The sequence below is a fragment of the Nesterenkonia salmonea genome (assembly GCF_005771525.1).
In the GTDB taxonomy this organism is placed as follows: domain Bacteria; phylum Actinomycetota; class Actinomycetes; order Actinomycetales; family Micrococcaceae; genus Nesterenkonia; species Nesterenkonia salmonea.
This window is the reverse complement of sequence record NZ_VAVZ01000021.1, coordinates 1-15,429: the sequence shown is the minus strand read 5'-3', so window position 1 is coordinate 15,429 and position 15,429 is coordinate 1. Positions and strand designations below refer to the sequence as shown.

Annotated in this window: 12 protein-coding genes; 7 read left to right on the top strand and 5 right to left on the bottom strand. The window is 61.6% G+C overall.

Going from position 1 to position 15,429, the window contains the following annotated elements; genetic code table 11:
• Positions 1-57: 57 nt before the first annotated feature.
• From FEF26_RS08595 to FEF26_RS08580, 4 genes are read left to right on the top strand one after another with little or no spacing between them, the layout of a single operon-like run.
• On the top strand, positions 58-699 hold the full coding sequence (locus tag FEF26_RS08595) for a GntR family transcriptional regulator (protein WP_138253135.1): 642 nt from the start codon (positions 58-60) through the stop codon (positions 697-699).
• Positions 700-715: 16 nt separating this feature from the next.
• On the top strand, positions 716-2,233 hold the full coding sequence (locus tag FEF26_RS08590) for an MmgE/PrpD family protein (protein ID WP_138253134.1): 1,518 nt from the start codon (positions 716-718) through the stop codon (positions 2,231-2,233).
• Positions 2,233-3,159: a methylisocitrate lyase gene (prpB, locus tag FEF26_RS08585; protein WP_138253133.1), complete on the top strand. Its 927-nt coding sequence runs from the start codon at positions 2,233-2,235 to the stop codon at positions 3,157-3,159. Before FEF26_RS08590 ends, prpB begins: the two co-directional genes overlap by 1 nt.
• Positions 3,156-4,292, top strand: a complete 1,137-nt coding sequence (locus FEF26_RS08580) for a bifunctional 2-methylcitrate synthase/citrate synthase (RefSeq protein ID WP_138253132.1) — start codon at positions 3,156-3,158, stop codon at positions 4,290-4,292. The genes prpB and FEF26_RS08580 overlap by 4 nt, the downstream gene beginning before the upstream one ends.
• A gap of 146 nt (positions 4,293-4,438) precedes the next feature.
• Here the strand turns inward: FEF26_RS08580 and FEF26_RS08575 are convergent, their stop codons facing one another.
• From FEF26_RS08575 to FEF26_RS08550, 5 genes are all read right to left on the bottom strand, one after another.
• On the bottom strand, positions 4,439-5,914 hold the full coding sequence (locus tag FEF26_RS08575) for an HNH endonuclease signature motif containing protein (RefSeq protein WP_138253131.1): 1,476 nt from the start codon (positions 5,912-5,914) through the stop codon (positions 4,439-4,441).
• Positions 5,915-6,413: 499 nt separating this feature from the next.
• Positions 6,414-7,502: an alcohol dehydrogenase catalytic domain-containing protein gene (locus tag FEF26_RS08565; RefSeq protein WP_138253129.1), complete on the bottom strand. Its 1,089-nt coding sequence runs from the start codon at positions 7,500-7,502 to the stop codon at positions 6,414-6,416.
• A 9-nt stretch (positions 7,503-7,511) separates the two neighbouring features.
• Positions 7,512-8,972: a bifunctional PIG-L family deacetylase/class I SAM-dependent methyltransferase gene (locus FEF26_RS08560; RefSeq protein ID WP_138253128.1), complete on the bottom strand. Its 1,461-nt coding sequence runs from the start codon at positions 8,970-8,972 to the stop codon at positions 7,512-7,514.
• A complete protein-coding gene (locus FEF26_RS08555) occupies positions 8,969-9,937 on the bottom strand; it encodes an acyl-CoA dehydrogenase family protein (RefSeq protein ID WP_138253127.1) in 969 nt (322 codons plus the stop codon). Before FEF26_RS08555 ends, FEF26_RS08560 begins: the two co-directional genes overlap by 4 nt.
• Positions 9,934-10,632 (bottom strand): glycosyltransferase family 2 protein, encoded by a 699-nt coding sequence (locus tag FEF26_RS08550; protein WP_166432974.1) that lies wholly within the window; start codon positions 10,630-10,632, stop codon positions 9,934-9,936. The genes FEF26_RS08555 and FEF26_RS08550 overlap by 4 nt, the downstream gene beginning before the upstream one ends.
• A 1,055-nt stretch (positions 10,633-11,687) precedes the next feature.
• Here FEF26_RS08550 and FEF26_RS08545 point away from each other — a divergent pair.
• The 3 genes from FEF26_RS08545 to FEF26_RS08535 all read left to right on the top strand — a co-directional run.
• Positions 11,688-11,888, top strand: a complete 201-nt coding sequence (locus FEF26_RS08545; protein ID WP_138253125.1) for a hypothetical protein — start codon at positions 11,688-11,690, stop codon at positions 11,886-11,888.
• Positions 11,889-11,928: 40 nt separating this feature from the next.
• Positions 11,929-12,120, top strand: a complete 192-nt coding sequence (locus tag FEF26_RS08540) for a hypothetical protein (protein WP_138253124.1) — start codon at positions 11,929-11,931, stop codon at positions 12,118-12,120.
• A gap of 569 nt (positions 12,121-12,689) precedes the next feature.
• Positions 12,690-15,429, top strand: a 2,740-nt coding sequence (locus FEF26_RS08535; protein WP_138253123.1) for a restriction endonuclease, incomplete at its 3' end; no start/stop codon positions are given.

Sequence of the window (15,429 nt, the reverse complement as noted above, 5' to 3'; positions counted from 1 at the left end):
GTGCTCTTTTCTGATGAGTGGGTGCCCAAATCGGCGCGGGTTGTATACACTGCAGGTATGCGAGCAAGTGACGCGGCCTACACGGCGCTGCAGGAGGAGATCCTTGAGGGCCGGCTGGCCCCGGGTACCGTCCTGGGCGAAGTGGGGCAGTCGGAACGGCTCGGAGTGTCCCGCACTCCGATCAGGGAGGCGTTCTCACGGCTGGTCGCCGCGGGGCTCGCCGTCCAGCAGCCTGGCCGCGGCACTGTGGTCAGTGACATCTCCCTGGAGGATGTTGACCGGCTCTTTGAAGTGCGCATCCCTCTTGAGACTCAGGCCGCGGGGCTCGCCGCTCAGCGGGGCACACCTGAGGTGTTCGCCGCACTGGCCGAGGAGTTCCGGCAAGCCCAGCAAGCACCTGAGGCCGAAAGCCACTACAAGCTGGCCGCCCGCATGGATGAGGCCATCGATACCTCGGTGGGGAATCCGTACCTAAGCTCAATGCTCGGCAATCTCCGCGTGCACCTGATCCGGGTGCGCCGCCTAGCCAAAGACCAGCCGCAGCGGCTTGCTGAATCTGCCGCCGAGCACCGCGACATCTGTCTGGGCATCGCCTCCGGCGACCCCCAGATGGCTGAAGCTGCCACGAGCCTGCACCTGCGCCGAAGCCTTGCCTATATTTCCGAACTGCGCCGCACAGAACCGGTACCGTCACCATGAGAGGACACCTCACCCCATGATCGAACACAATGTCCGCGTCCACCCCAGCAAGGACAACCTGGCCCGCGAGGACCAGCTGGCCTATAAGATCGCCCAGGTCGCTGTCGATGAGGTAGCTGTTGACGATGATGTCACCGAGATGGTCATCAACCGGGTCATCGATAACGCCTCTGTCGCAGTTGCCTCACTGACTCGTGCGCCTATTGTCTCCGCCCGCGCCCAGGCTTTGGACCACCCGGTCTCCGCCAACGGCTCTGGGGCGTCCATCTTTGGCATCAATCAGAAGTCCTCCCCCGAGTGGGCGGCCTGGGCCAATGGTGTGGCCGTGCGCGAACTGGACTTCCACGACACGTTCTTGGCGGCGGACTACTCCCACCCGGGCGACAACATCCCGCCCATTCTCGCCGTCGCACAGCACACCGGGCGGACAGGGGCCGATGTCATTCGCGGCCTGGCCACCGGCTACGAGATCCAGGTGGACCTGGTCAAGGCCATCTGCCTCCACAAGCACAAGATTGACCACGTAGCCCACCTGGGACCCTCGGCGGCCGCAGGTATCGGCACCCTGCTTGGACTCGACACTGAGACCATTTTTCAAGCCGTAGGCCAAGCCCTGCACACCACAACGGCGACCCGCCAGTCCCGCAAGGGCGAGATCTCCACGTGGAAAGCCCACGCTCCGGCCTTCGCAGGAAAAATGGCAGTGGAGGCTGTTGACCGTGCCATGCGCGGTCAGACCTCCCCAGTGCCGATCTACGAAGGTGAAGACGGGGTCATTGCCTGGATTCTGGACGGACCCGACGCTGAGTACACGGTCCCGCTGCCTGCCCCCGGTGAGGCTAAGCGGGCGATCCTGGACACCTACACCAAGGAGCACTCCGCTGAGTACCAGGCCCAGGCATGGATTGACCTGGCCCGGAAGCTCCACCACGAACATCCTGAGGTCACCGACCCAGCGAATGTGGACTCGGTACTGATCCGCACCAGCCACCACACTCACTATGTGATCGGCTCCGGCGCCAACGACCCGCAGAAGTACGATCCCACCGCATCCCGGGAAACACTGGACCACTCCATTCCGTACATCTTCACCGTTGCCCTGCAGGACGGCAGCTGGCACCACGGGGACTCCTATGCGCCGGAGCGCGCGGGACGCCCAGACACTGTGGAGCTGTGGCACAAGGTCACCACCGAGGAAGACCCGGAGTGGACCCGCCGCTACCACTCCTTGGATATTTCGGAGAAGGCCTTCGGCGGTTCTGTGGAGATCCGGCTCACCGATGGGCGCACCATCACTGACGAGATCGCTGTGGCGGACGCCCACCCTCTGGGTGCTCGACCATTTGCCCGCGAACAGTACATTGCCAAGTTCCGCTCCCTGGCTGCCGGGATCATCGACGACGCCGAGGCCGACCGTTTCCTGGACACCGTACAGCGGCTGCCCCACCTCACCGCAGAGGAACTGGTGGGTCTCAATATTGAGGCTACTGGCGGCGTCGTCGATCTTTCTGTCTCACCCAAGGGGCTGTTCTAATGTTGTATGCGAAGACCACACCTGAGCAGAAGCGCGCCCATCTGCGCGAGATCCTCACACCTGGGGCCGCACGCCAGTTCCCGGGCACGTTCACTCCCCTGAGCGCTCCGCTGATTCAGGAGAAGGGCTTCGACGGACTGTATGTCTCCGGTGCTGTGTTGGCCAATGAGTTGGGCCTGCCGGATATTGGGCTGACCACGCTGACTGAGGTCGCGCAGCGAGCTGGGCAGATCGCCCGGATGTCTGATCTGCCGACTATCGCTGATGCGGATACGGGTTTCGGTGAGCCGATGAACGTGGCGCGGACCATCCACGAGCTGGAGAATGCTGGTCTGGCCGGCTGCCATATCGAGGATCAGGTCAACCCGAAGCGCTGCGGGCATTTGGATGGGAAAGCCACAGTGGATGCGGAGACTGCGAGCAAACGGATCCGCGCCGCTGCTGAAGCCCGCCGGGATGAGAACTTCCTGATCATGGCGCGGACTGATCTTCGCGCTGCCGAGGGTTTGGATGCGGCGGTGGATCGTGCGAAGGCGTTGGTGGCCGCTGGTGCTGACGCGATTTTCCCAGAGGCTATGAAGGATCTTAGCGAGTTCGAGGCCATGTGCAGTGCGGTGGATGTGCCGGTGCTGGCGAATATGACTGAGTTCGGCAAATCGGAGTTGTTCACCCGTGAGCAGTTGGCTGAGGCCGGGGTTGCGCTGATCATTTATCCGGTCACTTCCCTGCGCTCAGCGATGGGCGCTATTGAGCGCACACTGGACACCATTTCCGCAGAGGGTACCCAAGAGACCGCTGTACAGGAGATGATGACTCGTGCACGGCTCTATGAGCTGGTGGATTACGAGGCATACAGCAGCTTTGATGCCGGGATCTTCGACTTCGATGTGCCGGAACGTTTTAACGATGAAGGAGCCCAAGGATGACTGAGACTACTGTGTACAAAGGCCTAGCCGGCGTTGTTGCCGACTATACCGCCGTGTCAAAGGTGAACCCGGAGACGAACTCTCTGCTGTACCAGGGCTATCCGGTGCAGCAGCTGGCCGCTGAGCTCAACTTTGAAGCTGTGGCGCTACTGCTGTGGAACGGTGATCTGCCGAGTGAGGACGAGCTCAAGGAGTTCGTTGAGTTTGAGCGTAGCCACCGTACTTTGGAGCCGAATGTGCGCCAGGCCATTGATCTGCTGCCGACCGATTGTCACCCCATGGATGTGGGACGGACTGCAGTGTCTGTGATGGGCGCGAATGATCCCGATTCGGAGAAGTCTGACCGGGCCACTGAGCTGGTGAAGGCCAAGAAGCTGTTTGCAGCCTTCCCTGCAGTGGTCGCCTACGATCAGCGCCGTCGGCGGGGCCAGGACGTGGTGGAGCCTCGCGATGACTTGGACTATTCGCAGAACTTCCTATGGATGACCTTTGGTGAGGAAGCCCCCGAAGAGGTCGTGGACGCTTTCCGCGTGTCGATGGTGCTGTATGCAGAGCACTCGTTCAACGCCTCAACGTTCACAGCTCGTGTGGTCACCTCCACGTTGGCTGATCTGCATTCTGCAGTGACGGCGGCTATCGGCGCACTGAAGGGGTCGTTGCACGGCGGGGCCAATGAGGCTGTGATGCACACCTTCGAGGAGATCGGAATCCGCAAGGAGGAAACCCGCGAGGAAGCTGCCGCGCGTTCCAAGGCGTGGATGGAGAACGCCCTGGCTGAGAAGCGCAAGGTCATGGGTTTCGGCCACCGGGTCTACAAACATGGTGATTCCCGTGTCCCAACCATGAAGGAGGCGCTGGACGCCATGGTGGAGCACTATGGCCGCGGCGAACTCATGGGACTCTACGACGGGTTGGAGGCGGCCATGGATGAAGCGAAGGGCATCAAACCCAACCTCGACTACCCCGCTGGGCCCACCTATCACTTGATGGGCTTTGACACCGAGATGTTCACTCCGCTTTTCATCGCTTCACGCATCACGGGGTGGACCGCTCACATCATGGAGCAGCGTGCGAACAACGCCCTGATCCGACCGTTGAGCGAATACAACGGCCCAGACGAACGACACCTCTAACAGAGCGCCTTTTACTTGCCGGGAGGCACTCGTCCTCCCGGCCCCCTCGGGGTGCTTGTTAGTACTTGATGGTTATGGTGCTGGGTGCCCACATCATTGTGGGTGCCCCTAGGGCAGGCTCGGCTAGGGCCGGTTTCTGCCCGTGATCAGGTGATCGGGGTCTNTGCCCCTAGGGCAGGCTCAGCTAGAGCCGGTTTCTGCCCGTGATCAGGTGATCGGGATCGGTGGTGGCCCCGGTTGGGGTTCGGCTTCCCTGGCGGGGGTTTCGCCGGTGGGGACGTCTCTGGTGCCGCCCGCTTTGGTGGGGGCGCCTTGTGTTCCTCCCCGGATTCTGGTGGGTTGAGGTGGCCGTGGGATTTCATCCGGTGATGCCGCCTACATAACGCCCACATGTTGGTCCCGGTGGTCTCACCCCCAGCATCCCAGGGGTGTTGATGGTCCATATCGCACCGCTGCGCCGCCACCGTACACCCGGGCGCCTGACAGGTCCCATCGCGGAACACCAACGCATCCCGCAAACGGGCAGGAACAAACCGCCCCACATACCGGGCCGAAAGCAGCTCATAGTCCGCGTTACCCTCATCCCGACGGGTTAGACCTTCGTACCACTGGTGCCCCGCTCGAGGGTCCGCAGCTAATGCGCGGGCCTGACCAGCGGGGATCCGCCAGGACCGGTCCGCTGAAACCCCCGGCTCCTGGGATTCACCGGTCAGTGTGGCTTCAGGGATCATCACCATAATCTTCGCCTCCACCGGGGCCTGATACACCCGCCCATCGCGCAACCAGGCGGCAAGAAGGTCCGCCTCCCGCTGCACCAGGGACCGAGAATCACCACCAGAACCCTGACACTGACCAGAAACAGACTCGTCGTCGGAGTGAATATGGTGGTCGTGGCCCACCCGATAACTCTTGTCTCGGTGGGGGTCTTCGTCCTCCTGTGGGCGGGGTTTGTCCAGACCGCGGGCTGCCGCCCGGAGGCGGTTTTCAATCGCGGCTGCTTCCAGGGTGGGGAGGTAGGCCTCCAGGTAGCTCATCCCGTGCGAGTGATGCTCAAACCGCACATACCGGTCCTCCCTGGCCTTCTCACACGAGGCTTCGAAGGCGTCTGGGGCCAGGTCAGCAATACACCTCGTTAGCCACCGGTGGAAATCCCCCAGGGTACGCCTGGTGGCCTCCACCGCAGCACGAGCATCCAACACCTCAATTAGCTCATTCTTGAGGTCGCTGGTGGTGGCAGCCTCTGCGACTTTGCGCACCCGGGCCAGGTCCACTAGCCCGTCGGTGAACGCTTCCCACATCCGGGGTAAAGACTCCCTAGCGAAACCGGCGACGTTGAGCACCATGGTGGTGGTGCGCTCACTAGCACCCAGGACCACTGCCGCATCACGGACCGCAGCTTTGCGCGCCTCAGCACGACCAATCGCTGTCTCACCAACACACTCCACTGAGCGCCGGTCCAGATAATCCACCAGGTGCCGGATCTTCACAGCCTCAGCACGCCGAGCCGCCACCTGGGCCTCCCACGCAGACACCAACTCAGGCACCTGCACCAAGTGCCGCAACGACACCGGAACCGGCGCCGGAACCCGGGCTGAGGAGAAAGAAACTGACTGGCCTTCCATACCCACAATTTTATCCGCCACCACCGACACGACCCCGACCCGTCGAACACCTGACGGAGGGTCTCACCACGAGGCTTCGATAAGCGCGGCTTTCGGGAGCAAAACCGCTCTCGCGTCAGTCAGCCTGCGACGAGGATGGCCGGCGCCTCCTCTAATGTGAAGAGGGAACTAGCCGTGTGTTGCTTCTCGTTTGATGCGCTCATCGGTGGTTTCACGTCCTACAAAGAACCATAGGACTGCCCCGCGATCGGGACAGCGAGTGTGAAGACAACCCACAAAGCTTTAGGCCCCGGACTATGGATTGGGGACCTCAAGGCGGAGTAGGCGCCAACCAGCGAGAGCACCACGATCGCGGTACCTATTCCATACTCGAAGAAGTCCCCGAAAGACTGCGTGTCCATGTGGTGGGGATCGGGCGTGCACAAACAATTTTTTCCTACCTACGACATCATCCCGGCCCGCCAAGAACCAAAAATCCGTGCCGAAAGTTCGCGCAAGATCAAGGCCGGATGACGGCAACCCCCGGCTGCGTCCCACCGGACATCGCAGCCAGAGCATCGGGCACCTCATCCAACCCAAGCTCACGGGTAACTAAGACCCCGGGGTCCACCGCACCTGTGACGAGCATTTCTAGGAGTGCGGGGTAGTCTGCGGCAGCCATGCCGTGGCTACCGAGTATCGACAGCTCCAACGCCACCACACGCGGGATGAGCGTACGGGGCGCTTCAGCGAACAGACCGACCTGGACGTGCCGTCCCAGTGGATCCAAGCTCAGCAGCCCGGACTCCAGGGTCTCTGCCCGGCCAAGTGCTTCGAGGGCCACATGCGGTCCGGGCCCCGGTGCCGCCGTGGTTCCCGCGAGACTGCTTGAATCGCCTTCGTCAATATCCGACGCGGCGGCACGCACCTTTGCTGCCACCTCCTCCGGATTGAGCCCTGTGACGTTCACAGACCGATGAGCGCCGACTGACTCGGCGATCTCCAGCGCGCCCGGGGAAACGTCGACAGCGACGACGCTGGCACCCATGGCGCTGGCCAACATCACCGCGGAGAGTCCCACTCCCCCGCATCCGAAGACAGCGACCACTTCACCGGGCCGCACCTGCGCCCGCTCACGTAATGCGCGAAATGCTGTGGCGAACCGACAGCCGAGAGAGGCGACGCTCGTCCCGGGGAGCGACTCCGGCACCGCGACCAGGTTGTGTTCGGCGGCGGGCACCACCACTTGCTCGGCCCAGGATCCGTCATAGGTGAATCCGGGCTGCGACTGGTCAGGGCAGATCTGCGATTGCCCTGCGGCACACCAGGCGCAGTCACCACACCCGCAGACGAAGGGCGCGGTCACTCGCTCTCCGACAGACCACCCGGTTACCCCTTCACCTACCGCGGCAATCCCCCCGAGGAACTCATGTCCTGGTACGTAGGGCAGTTGAATACTGTCATCGTGACCGGAAAAGCCATGGAAATCGCTGCGGCACAGTCCCGTGAGTTCGACGTCAACCACGACCCCTCCAGCAGGCGCCGTAGGCGCAGGTAGGTCAACGAGGGTAGGGGTCTCACCGAATGCAGTGACGTGGACGGCGCGCATCATCGCATTCTACGAAATGTCCACGGTTTCAAAGACCTCCAGGAGGTAGTCGGCGTGGGTATCGTCCCGATGAAGTCGCCGGAGCTGCCGCTCGGCCTCGAGCACCTGGTGTGTCTCAGCTCCTCCACCCGGCCACCCCGTCACGGGGTGCTTCCAATGGACTGCCACCACATGCGCACCCACAGCAGCCTGCGAACACAGCCCGCTGATGATGTCAGCCAGCTCAGCGCGCGGCAGAAAATACAACACTTCTGAGATGACCACCAGATCCGCGCCGACTGGTCCTAATTCATTGTGGAGTGCGGAGAGCGATCGCTGCTCAATGGTCACCCGGCCACGCGGGAGCGTCCCGCTGCGTACCAGCTCATCACTGCGTGTCCGCGCGGTGATGGCGGCGCTTTCCACCGGTTCCCATCCGACGACTCGGTCGGCCCACTGGGCCAACTCAGCAGTCAGCACTCCGATTGAACAGCCAGGCTCGAAGCACAGTCCGTATCTGTCACGGGGCAGTGCAGCAAGAGTCGCCGCGCGTTTTGCCTCCTCATAGCCAGAGGACTCCATGTCCCATGGGTCTCGGGAGTCAGCGTAGAGACCCCGGAGGTGCTCGATGCTGTCCACCTCTTCCTCTGCCGCACCCTCACCTGGCACGACGACGCCTTCTAAAGAGACAGGCACAAACATTTCCGGAACGCTGAGCAGCCTGTGCATCACATGCTCCGGCATCACAGGACTCTCCGCGCCGGGCTTGGGCCACGGCGTGACTTGTGAGGCGAAGCAGGCAGAGGCCTCGCGTTTGAGTTTCTGCCGTTTGCGCTCATGGGGGCCACGGTGTGCCCGCTCAAGAGGGAACTGGCCCCCATAAGGGGAATCCCAATGCAAAGCCCACACAGGGAACTCCAGGATCTCGATGTCCTGTCCTCTTGCGAGCACGTGTTCACCTGCTTCACGCACAGCGCGACTGACCGCCTCATGGTCCGGGTGTCCATCCGACTGCCAGTGGGTGAGGAGGGTCAGCGGCGGCGTCGTGCCGGTGATGCGGCGCATGAGCTTTTCGGCGAGTGGTCCCTGGTGGGCTGCGAGATCCCCGTCCGGGTAGCCAAGGAACGTTGGGAGCGAGGTGCCGAGCACACTGGAGGCAGCCCGGGATTCCTCTCGGCGGACCACGCCGAGGTGTGCCGGGTCCACTGCCGGATCGTGGGCGTGGGACTTGTCCCCGTCGGAGCAGATGATCGTCTCCACTTCGGTTCCTTGCGCAACAAGGGTGGAGACAAGCCCACCGGGGCCGAGCACCTCATCATCAGGGTGGGCGACGATCACCAGCACACGGCGCCCTGGAGCGAACCTCACCGCAGGCAATCCGCCTGCGGCTGCCTGCCACACGTGGGCTGGGGTGCCGGGGTCCTCCAACGGCACGCTGGCGAACCGCTCGGTGCTGCTCGGGCCGCCATGGCTCTCAGCAGTGCTGTTCATGAGTCCCCCTGCTCGGCATCGGCGAGTGCGAGCCGTGCCAGTTCGGCGTCGTCGGAATCTGCGTGGCTCTGCCGGATGTAGACCTGAAGATCTTGAACCAGGTTCGCGGCCTGATCATTGCGGGCAAAAGGGTGCGCACCGAGTGCCCGGCCGAACCGCTGGATCACATCCGTGCACGCCCGTTCCACCATAGATCGCAGGGCGAAGGCCCGTCGGCGGGCAGCGAGCGTGTCTGTTGGTGCGGCGTCGGTGTCTTGGGCGGCGCTGTTCAAGGCGCCGGTGATTGTGGCGTCCCAGGCGAGGCAGGCTCCCAGGTGCGCCATAGTGTGTGGGTTTTGCTGCAGACGAGCTGAGGCGCTCACTTTGGATCGCAGGATGCTGAGCAGTCCCTGCGCTCCTCCCCACCAGCAGTTCGCGACCCCGAGCCCGCCGTGCCAGAATCCAGGTCGCTCAAGGTAACCGGTGGGTGTGCCAGCCGTGGTGGCGAGGGCGTCGTCGAAATGCATCTCACCGGTGGCGGTGTCGGCCATCCCTGCAGAGGCCCAGTGGTGCTCCCCCGCTGAGACGCCGGTCTGGTTGAGATCGACCGCAAAGAGCCGGGAGCCCTGCCCAGCGCGGGCTGTGACAAGGGCATGTGTGGCGTGGCCTGCTCCAGAACACCAGGGTTTGGTACCCGTGAGCTGCCATTGGCCTTCATGGCAGGTGGCGTGGAGAACGGGCGACGGCGGCTCCGCGGCCCAAACAGCCCATAGAGAGTCCTGTTCGGGGGCCTGGTTGAGGCTCAGCTCCGCGCAGATGGCCGCGGCGTCAGTATGAGCTTCCACCACGCGGGCTGCGGGGAGGTTTTCGCGGGCAAGCTGGCGCAAAGCATGCCACCGGGCTTGCGTGTCGCCGGATCCTGGCAGGGGCAACTCGGCGCGGCGTTGTTTGATCCACTCACGTGCGGTGTCAATCGCGCGAGTCATGAAGCGGCCTCCAGAGTGGTCAGGTAGTCGCCGAATCCTTGTTTTGCTCGTGTGTCGGACCGCCCCGAGGTGACCACCGAGGCGCGTGTGCTGAATTCCACGTTCAGTCCTGCAGCCACCATGCGGTCCACGAGGTCTTGGTCCTCACCAGTGGCTAGAGCGCGGAAACCACCCACGGCGCGGTAGGCGGCGGCGGTGAAACCCAGGTTTGCTCCGTGAACATGTGCGGCTGATGCTGCGTAAGTGCGCTCATAATGAGGTTGCAGGGAGGCGCGCCGGCCGCTCCAATCGTGGACGCGCACAGTGCCTGCTACAGCGTCAGCACCTGTTTCGATGTGGTGCAGATATTCCGCAATCCAGGTGGGCGGAACCAGTGAGTCCGCGTCGGTGCATAGCACAAGAGCATCGTCGCAGACCGCTGATCCAGCCGCACGCAGGAGCGAAGCGCATCCTGCTGCGCGTGCCGCGCCCACTGATCCGGCTTCGAGGGTGATCACCTCATCGGCTAGGTGTTGGGCGACCGCTGAGGTGTAGTCAGAGCACTGGTCTGCCACGACTGTGATGTGCGTGTCGAGGACTGTGGCCACAGTGTGGTGTGAGTACTCGAAAGCTTGGCGGATTGCGCGGAGTGCATGCGGCAGCAAGTGCTCCTCATTGCGCGCCGGAATGACGACTCGCACCTGTCGTGTTTGCACTTGGATCCCCGTTTACCTGTCGCAAAAGGCCGTTGACCTGCGTAAAGTCATGACAGTACTGATTAATCTGGGGTGGTGTCTCCAAGATTCCTGGGTGTTTCCTGGGGGCAGGCGAAAGGTTCGACGGCGCCTGCTGGGTACAGGTTTGGTTAGATCTTCAAGATGGAGCAAAGGGTGGCCGTATCCGCCTCACCAGGAGGACCCGCGTAACCGTTCTGGCTGAGCACGATCAGGTCCTGACCGGTTGGCAACCGGTAGGAACGTGCCACTCGACTTGGTGTGTTCCAGCGAGCCTGCAGACGCACACCGGGGCCTAGTCCGATGCGCTCTGCAACGCGAATCCAGGGCTTGCCGAACCCAATTATGTAGTTACCTCAAAACTGTTGGACGCTTTTTATTCAGCGAGCCGGACCGTCTGCCCTTTCAGGATGCAATTCACCAGTATTGCGAAGGAGCAAGGGTCTGACTGCTTTGAGTTGTTCCCGGAAGTCCTCCGTGAGCACTTGACTGAGTGTTGGTGCTGCCTTTCAGGTATTTTGGCGTTGTAGGACACTCTGTCACTTAGCTCTCAGCTGAGCTGCGGTGAGAGGCACTTGTTTCACTTTTGGGAACTCGATTGCGAATCGCGGAGAGGGTAAGACATCAGAAGTTGAGAACATGGGCAAAAGGTATTGAGTACCCTAGGCCACGGAGGGGGTGACACGCCGCAGCGGATCTCAAGCCCCTACATTTGTGAGGTTAGTTTGACCTACAGCTTTCGGCGATGGCGAGTTTCCATGCCCAGGGGCAAAAATCTTCCTTGAGCCACTGCGAAACGACGACGAGAATGACGTCATCAATAAGAGGCACTTCGTTCAACGCCGCTCGTCGCACTGCCCACGCCTGAGTGCCCGGAGTTGGACAAAGCCCCGAAATCTCACGACGGTTGGTACCTCGAGACAGAACTGATTGAAATAATGGACTCTCGGGTCTACAGGCCCAGCATTCCAACACGGTGTGACCGTTCCTTTGGTGGCGACACAGGTATCGCACCGCCTGATAATAGAAACTTCGACGTGGAGCCACCCTCATTCGACCACAAAATTAGCGAATTGTGGCTCATCTGCACCTCCGGATCAGACCTGCTCCTCGATGTCGAGGCATCGGCCAATGGGGCTGCCCAGTCAGCGGGCCGCCCCCAGCGGCATCTCGCGGTCAGCAGATCCATCCCTGGGTCCGAAGATCAAAGCGACCTTGAGACTCACCACTACGAATAGAGATTTTCACGTGAACACAAACCCTAGACACACATACAAGGTGGAATATTCAAAGGCTGAAGGGCCGTTCTGGCACCTCTATGTCCCCGAAATCGAATGCTCAACCCAAGCGGAAGGATTGGGTGAAACAGACACGATGGCCCGAGATCTGATCGGCATCATGACGGGGCAAGCGCCTGATGCTTTTGATCTCACGTTCACTCCTTTCCCAGCCGGAGACCGGCCCTCGTAAGCGAAAACGAAGGCGGACGCGGCCTTCCTCCGCGCACCGCCGCTGCTGCAACCATTTGTGCCTCAAGATCGGGAGAACGGCGTCGTCACCTGGCGATGGCCCTCCCGCTCTGCGGTGAAACCCTGTAAACGCCGATAAATGCCCGAACCCAGTTCCGCACAGTCCACCGCCGACGGAGACCCGTTAGCAACCGCGCGACGCACTTTGTCTTTGCCTGCTTCCCTCCGCGGGTTTTCTAGATAAAAGTGCCCCCGGTCGAAACCGGAGGCACTTCGAAAGGAGGAAACGATGGAGCCAGAAGCTCAAGTCGTCGCCACCTCCTAGGATACCCCCGCCATTTACAGCCTCCGGCGTCGAAGATCCAGAACACTCGGCAGCGCAAAACCTGCGGCAGGAGAAGAAGGGAGAACTTTGTTCACGAGGAGAGCCGCTAACGGCGCGAACCCCTGAGATATACATTCCTCTGCTAACTGTTTGCCCTCCGCAAAGCTCACCGAAGTGACTTGTCCCCGACACGGCCCGGCGTGAGTCCTTTCTGTGATGTGGGCGCGAACCTGGATAATGGCCTGATGGGGACGCAGGAGATCACGCTAGGGCACTTGCTGGAGACCTACTACCGGGAGTCCAACGATTACCGGGACCGGGGCGATAAGTTCGAACGCCTGGTGCGGTCCTATCTGACGACTGACCCGGCGTGGGCGTTCCAGTTTTCAGATGTGTGGTTGTGGCAGGACTACCCTGACCGCGGAAACCGCACAGACACCGGCGTGGATCTGGTCGCGAGAGACAAATTCACCGGGGAGTTGACCGCGGTCCAGTGCAAGTTCTTGGACCCCGAGAACACGGTCTCCAAAGGCGACATCGACTCGTTCATCTCCGCATCCCCTAAGCCGGAGTTCTCCACGCGCCTCTTAGCCCACACCGCCTGTATCGGTCCCACAGCACAGAAGACATTGGAGGCTCAGGATCCTCCTGTGCGGGTGTTGGATCCGCATCAGATGGATCGGGCGGACATTCAGTGGGCTGAGTTTCAAGTTGAGTACCCAGACCGGATGGTCCAGAAGGACGGGAAGAAGACCCCTTTCCCGTATCAGCGCCAAGCCATGGCAGATGTCGCCGAGGGCTTCCATAGCTCTGATCGTGGCAAGTTGATCATGGCCTGCGGGACGGGTAAGACGTTCACCTCGCTGCAGATCATGCAGGACCAGACCCCATCCAACGCCACGGTGTTGTTCCTTGTGCCGTCGATTGCGCTGTTGGATCAGACGTTGCGGGAGTGGAAGCGCGACGCCGCCACCGACTTCCGCGCCCTAGCGGTCTGTTCAGATGTGAAGGTCGGGAAGAACACCGCCCAGGAGGACATCTCCACCACAGACCTACTAGTGCCCGCCACGACTGATGCGACACGACTGGTCGAGCAGCAACAGAGCGCAAGAGATTACGCCGGCCGGACTGTGGTGTTTTCCACCTACCAGTCCATTGAGGTGCTCCATCAGGCCCAACAGGCAGGTTTCGCTGAGTTCGATCTGATCATCTGCGATGAAGCCCACCGCACCACCGGTGCCACAGTAGCCGGCCAGGATGCGTCAGCGTTCACCAAAATTCACAGCGCGTCATTCATCGCAGGCGCAAAACGTCTCTACATGACGGCCACTCCGAAGGTGTTCGACGAGGGCGCGAAGAAGAAAGCTGATGAGAACTCTGTGGTTGTGGCGTCTATGGATGATCAGCGGCTCTATGGCCCTGAGTTTCACCGGCTCGGATTCGGTACGGCTGTCGCCCAGGGCCTGCTGACTGATTACAAAGTTCTCGTACTCGCGGTCGATGAAACCTCAATTAACAAGCACCTTCAGCGGCTCCTTACCGATGAGGAGGGTGAGTTGAGGATCGACGATGTCGCCAAGATCGTCGGCTGCTGGAACGGACTGTCCCAGCGCGGCAAACAGGCCGGCGATGAACCAGTCCGGGCAATGCAGCGGGCTGTGGCGTTCGCGTCCAACATCAAAGAATCCCAACGTGTGGCGTCGATGTTCGAGAAGATCACCGAAGAACTCGCCACCACCAGCGACGATGGCGGCCTGATCTGCCGGGCTGAGCACGTCGATGGCACCATGAACGTCGCCGAACGCTCCTCCAAGCTGAACTGGTTGGAGGCCACCCCGGAGGACAACGAAGCCCGGATCCTCACCAACGCCCGGTGCCTCTCCGAAGGCGTAGACGTGCCGAGCCTGGATGCGGTGTTGTTCTTGAATCCTCGGAACTCCCAAGTCGACGTCGTCCAGTCAGTCGGCCGAGTGATGCGCCGAGCCCAGGGCAAGGACTACGGGTACATCATCCTTCCCGTCGGTGTGCCCGTGGGCCAGACACCGGAACAAGCATTGAAGGACAACGCCAAGTACAAAGTCATCTGGAGCGTGCTCAACGCCCTGCGCTCCCATGATGACCGGTTCGAAGCCACGGTCAACAAGATCGACCTCAACCAAGACCGGTCAGAGAAGATCGACATCATCGGCGTCGGAGTCGGCACCGAGGACGACGACGCCGCCGCCCTCACCGCGCCGCAGCAGCTGACCCTGGATCTGGAGTTCCCCGGGTTGGAGGAGTGGAAGGACGCAATCTACGCCAAGATCGTCCAAAAGGTCGGCGACCGCAAATACTGGGAAGACTGGGCCTCCGACATCGCCGAGGTCGCCGCCAACCACACCCAACGCATCACCACCCTCGTTACGGCAGGACCCCACGGCGCCGGACCAGAACCCCACGTGGCGGAGAAATTCGAGCAGTTTGTTGCCGCGCTGAAGCACAACCTTAACGAGGGCATCAGCGACTCGGACGCGATCAGCATGCTCTCTCAGCACCTGATCACCAAACCAGTTTTTGACGCCCTGTTCTCCGGGTACGACTTCGTCGCGAACAACCCAGTTTCGGTGGTCATGCAGGAGATGATCGACACCCTGGAGGGCAACAACCTCCAAGCAGAGACTGCCTCCCTCGAAGGGTTCTACAAGTCGGTCGCGGAACGGGCTGCCGGGATCGACAACGCTGAAGGCAAACAGCGGATTATCACCGAGCTGTATGAGAACTTCTTCAAACAAGCCTTCCCCGCCCAAGCCGACGCCCTCGGCGTCGTCTACACACCGGTCGAGATCGTCGACTTCATCATCCGAGCCGTCGATGACCTCTCCAAAGAACACTTCGGTGCCGGCATCACCGACGAAGGCGTCCACGTCCTCGACCCGGCCTTTATGCGCAACAAGCATGTCTCACGAAACACCCAAAGGACTCTCCATAGACTCGTATCTAGGCAAC

What these genes read in the sequence shown, in the direction of transcription:
- FEF26_RS08595 (WP_138253135.1), top strand. Translation starts at nt 58, where the DNA reads ATGCGAGCAAGTGACGCGGCCTACACGGCGCTGCAGGAGGAGATCCTT.
- FEF26_RS08590 (WP_138253134.1), top strand. Translation starts at nt 716, where the DNA reads ATGATCGAACACAATGTCCGCGTCCACCCCAGCAAGGACAACCTGGCC.
- prpB (WP_138253133.1), top strand. Translation starts at nt 2,233, where the DNA reads ATGTTGTATGCGAAGACCACACCTGAGCAGAAGCGCGCCCATCTGCGC.
- FEF26_RS08580 (WP_138253132.1), top strand. Translation starts at nt 3,156, where the DNA reads ATGACTGAGACTACTGTGTACAAAGGCCTAGCCGGCGTTGTTGCCGAC.
- FEF26_RS08565 (WP_138253129.1), bottom strand. Translation starts at nt 7,502, where the DNA reads ATGCGCGCCGTCCACGTCACTGCATTCGGTGAGACCCCTACCCTCGTT.
- FEF26_RS08560 (WP_138253128.1), bottom strand. Translation starts at nt 8,972, where the DNA reads ATGAACAGCACTGCTGAGAGCCATGGCGGCCCGAGCAGCACCGAGCGG.
- FEF26_RS08555 (WP_138253127.1), bottom strand. Translation starts at nt 9,937, where the DNA reads ATGACTCGCGCGATTGACACCGCACGTGAGTGGATCAAACAACGCCGC.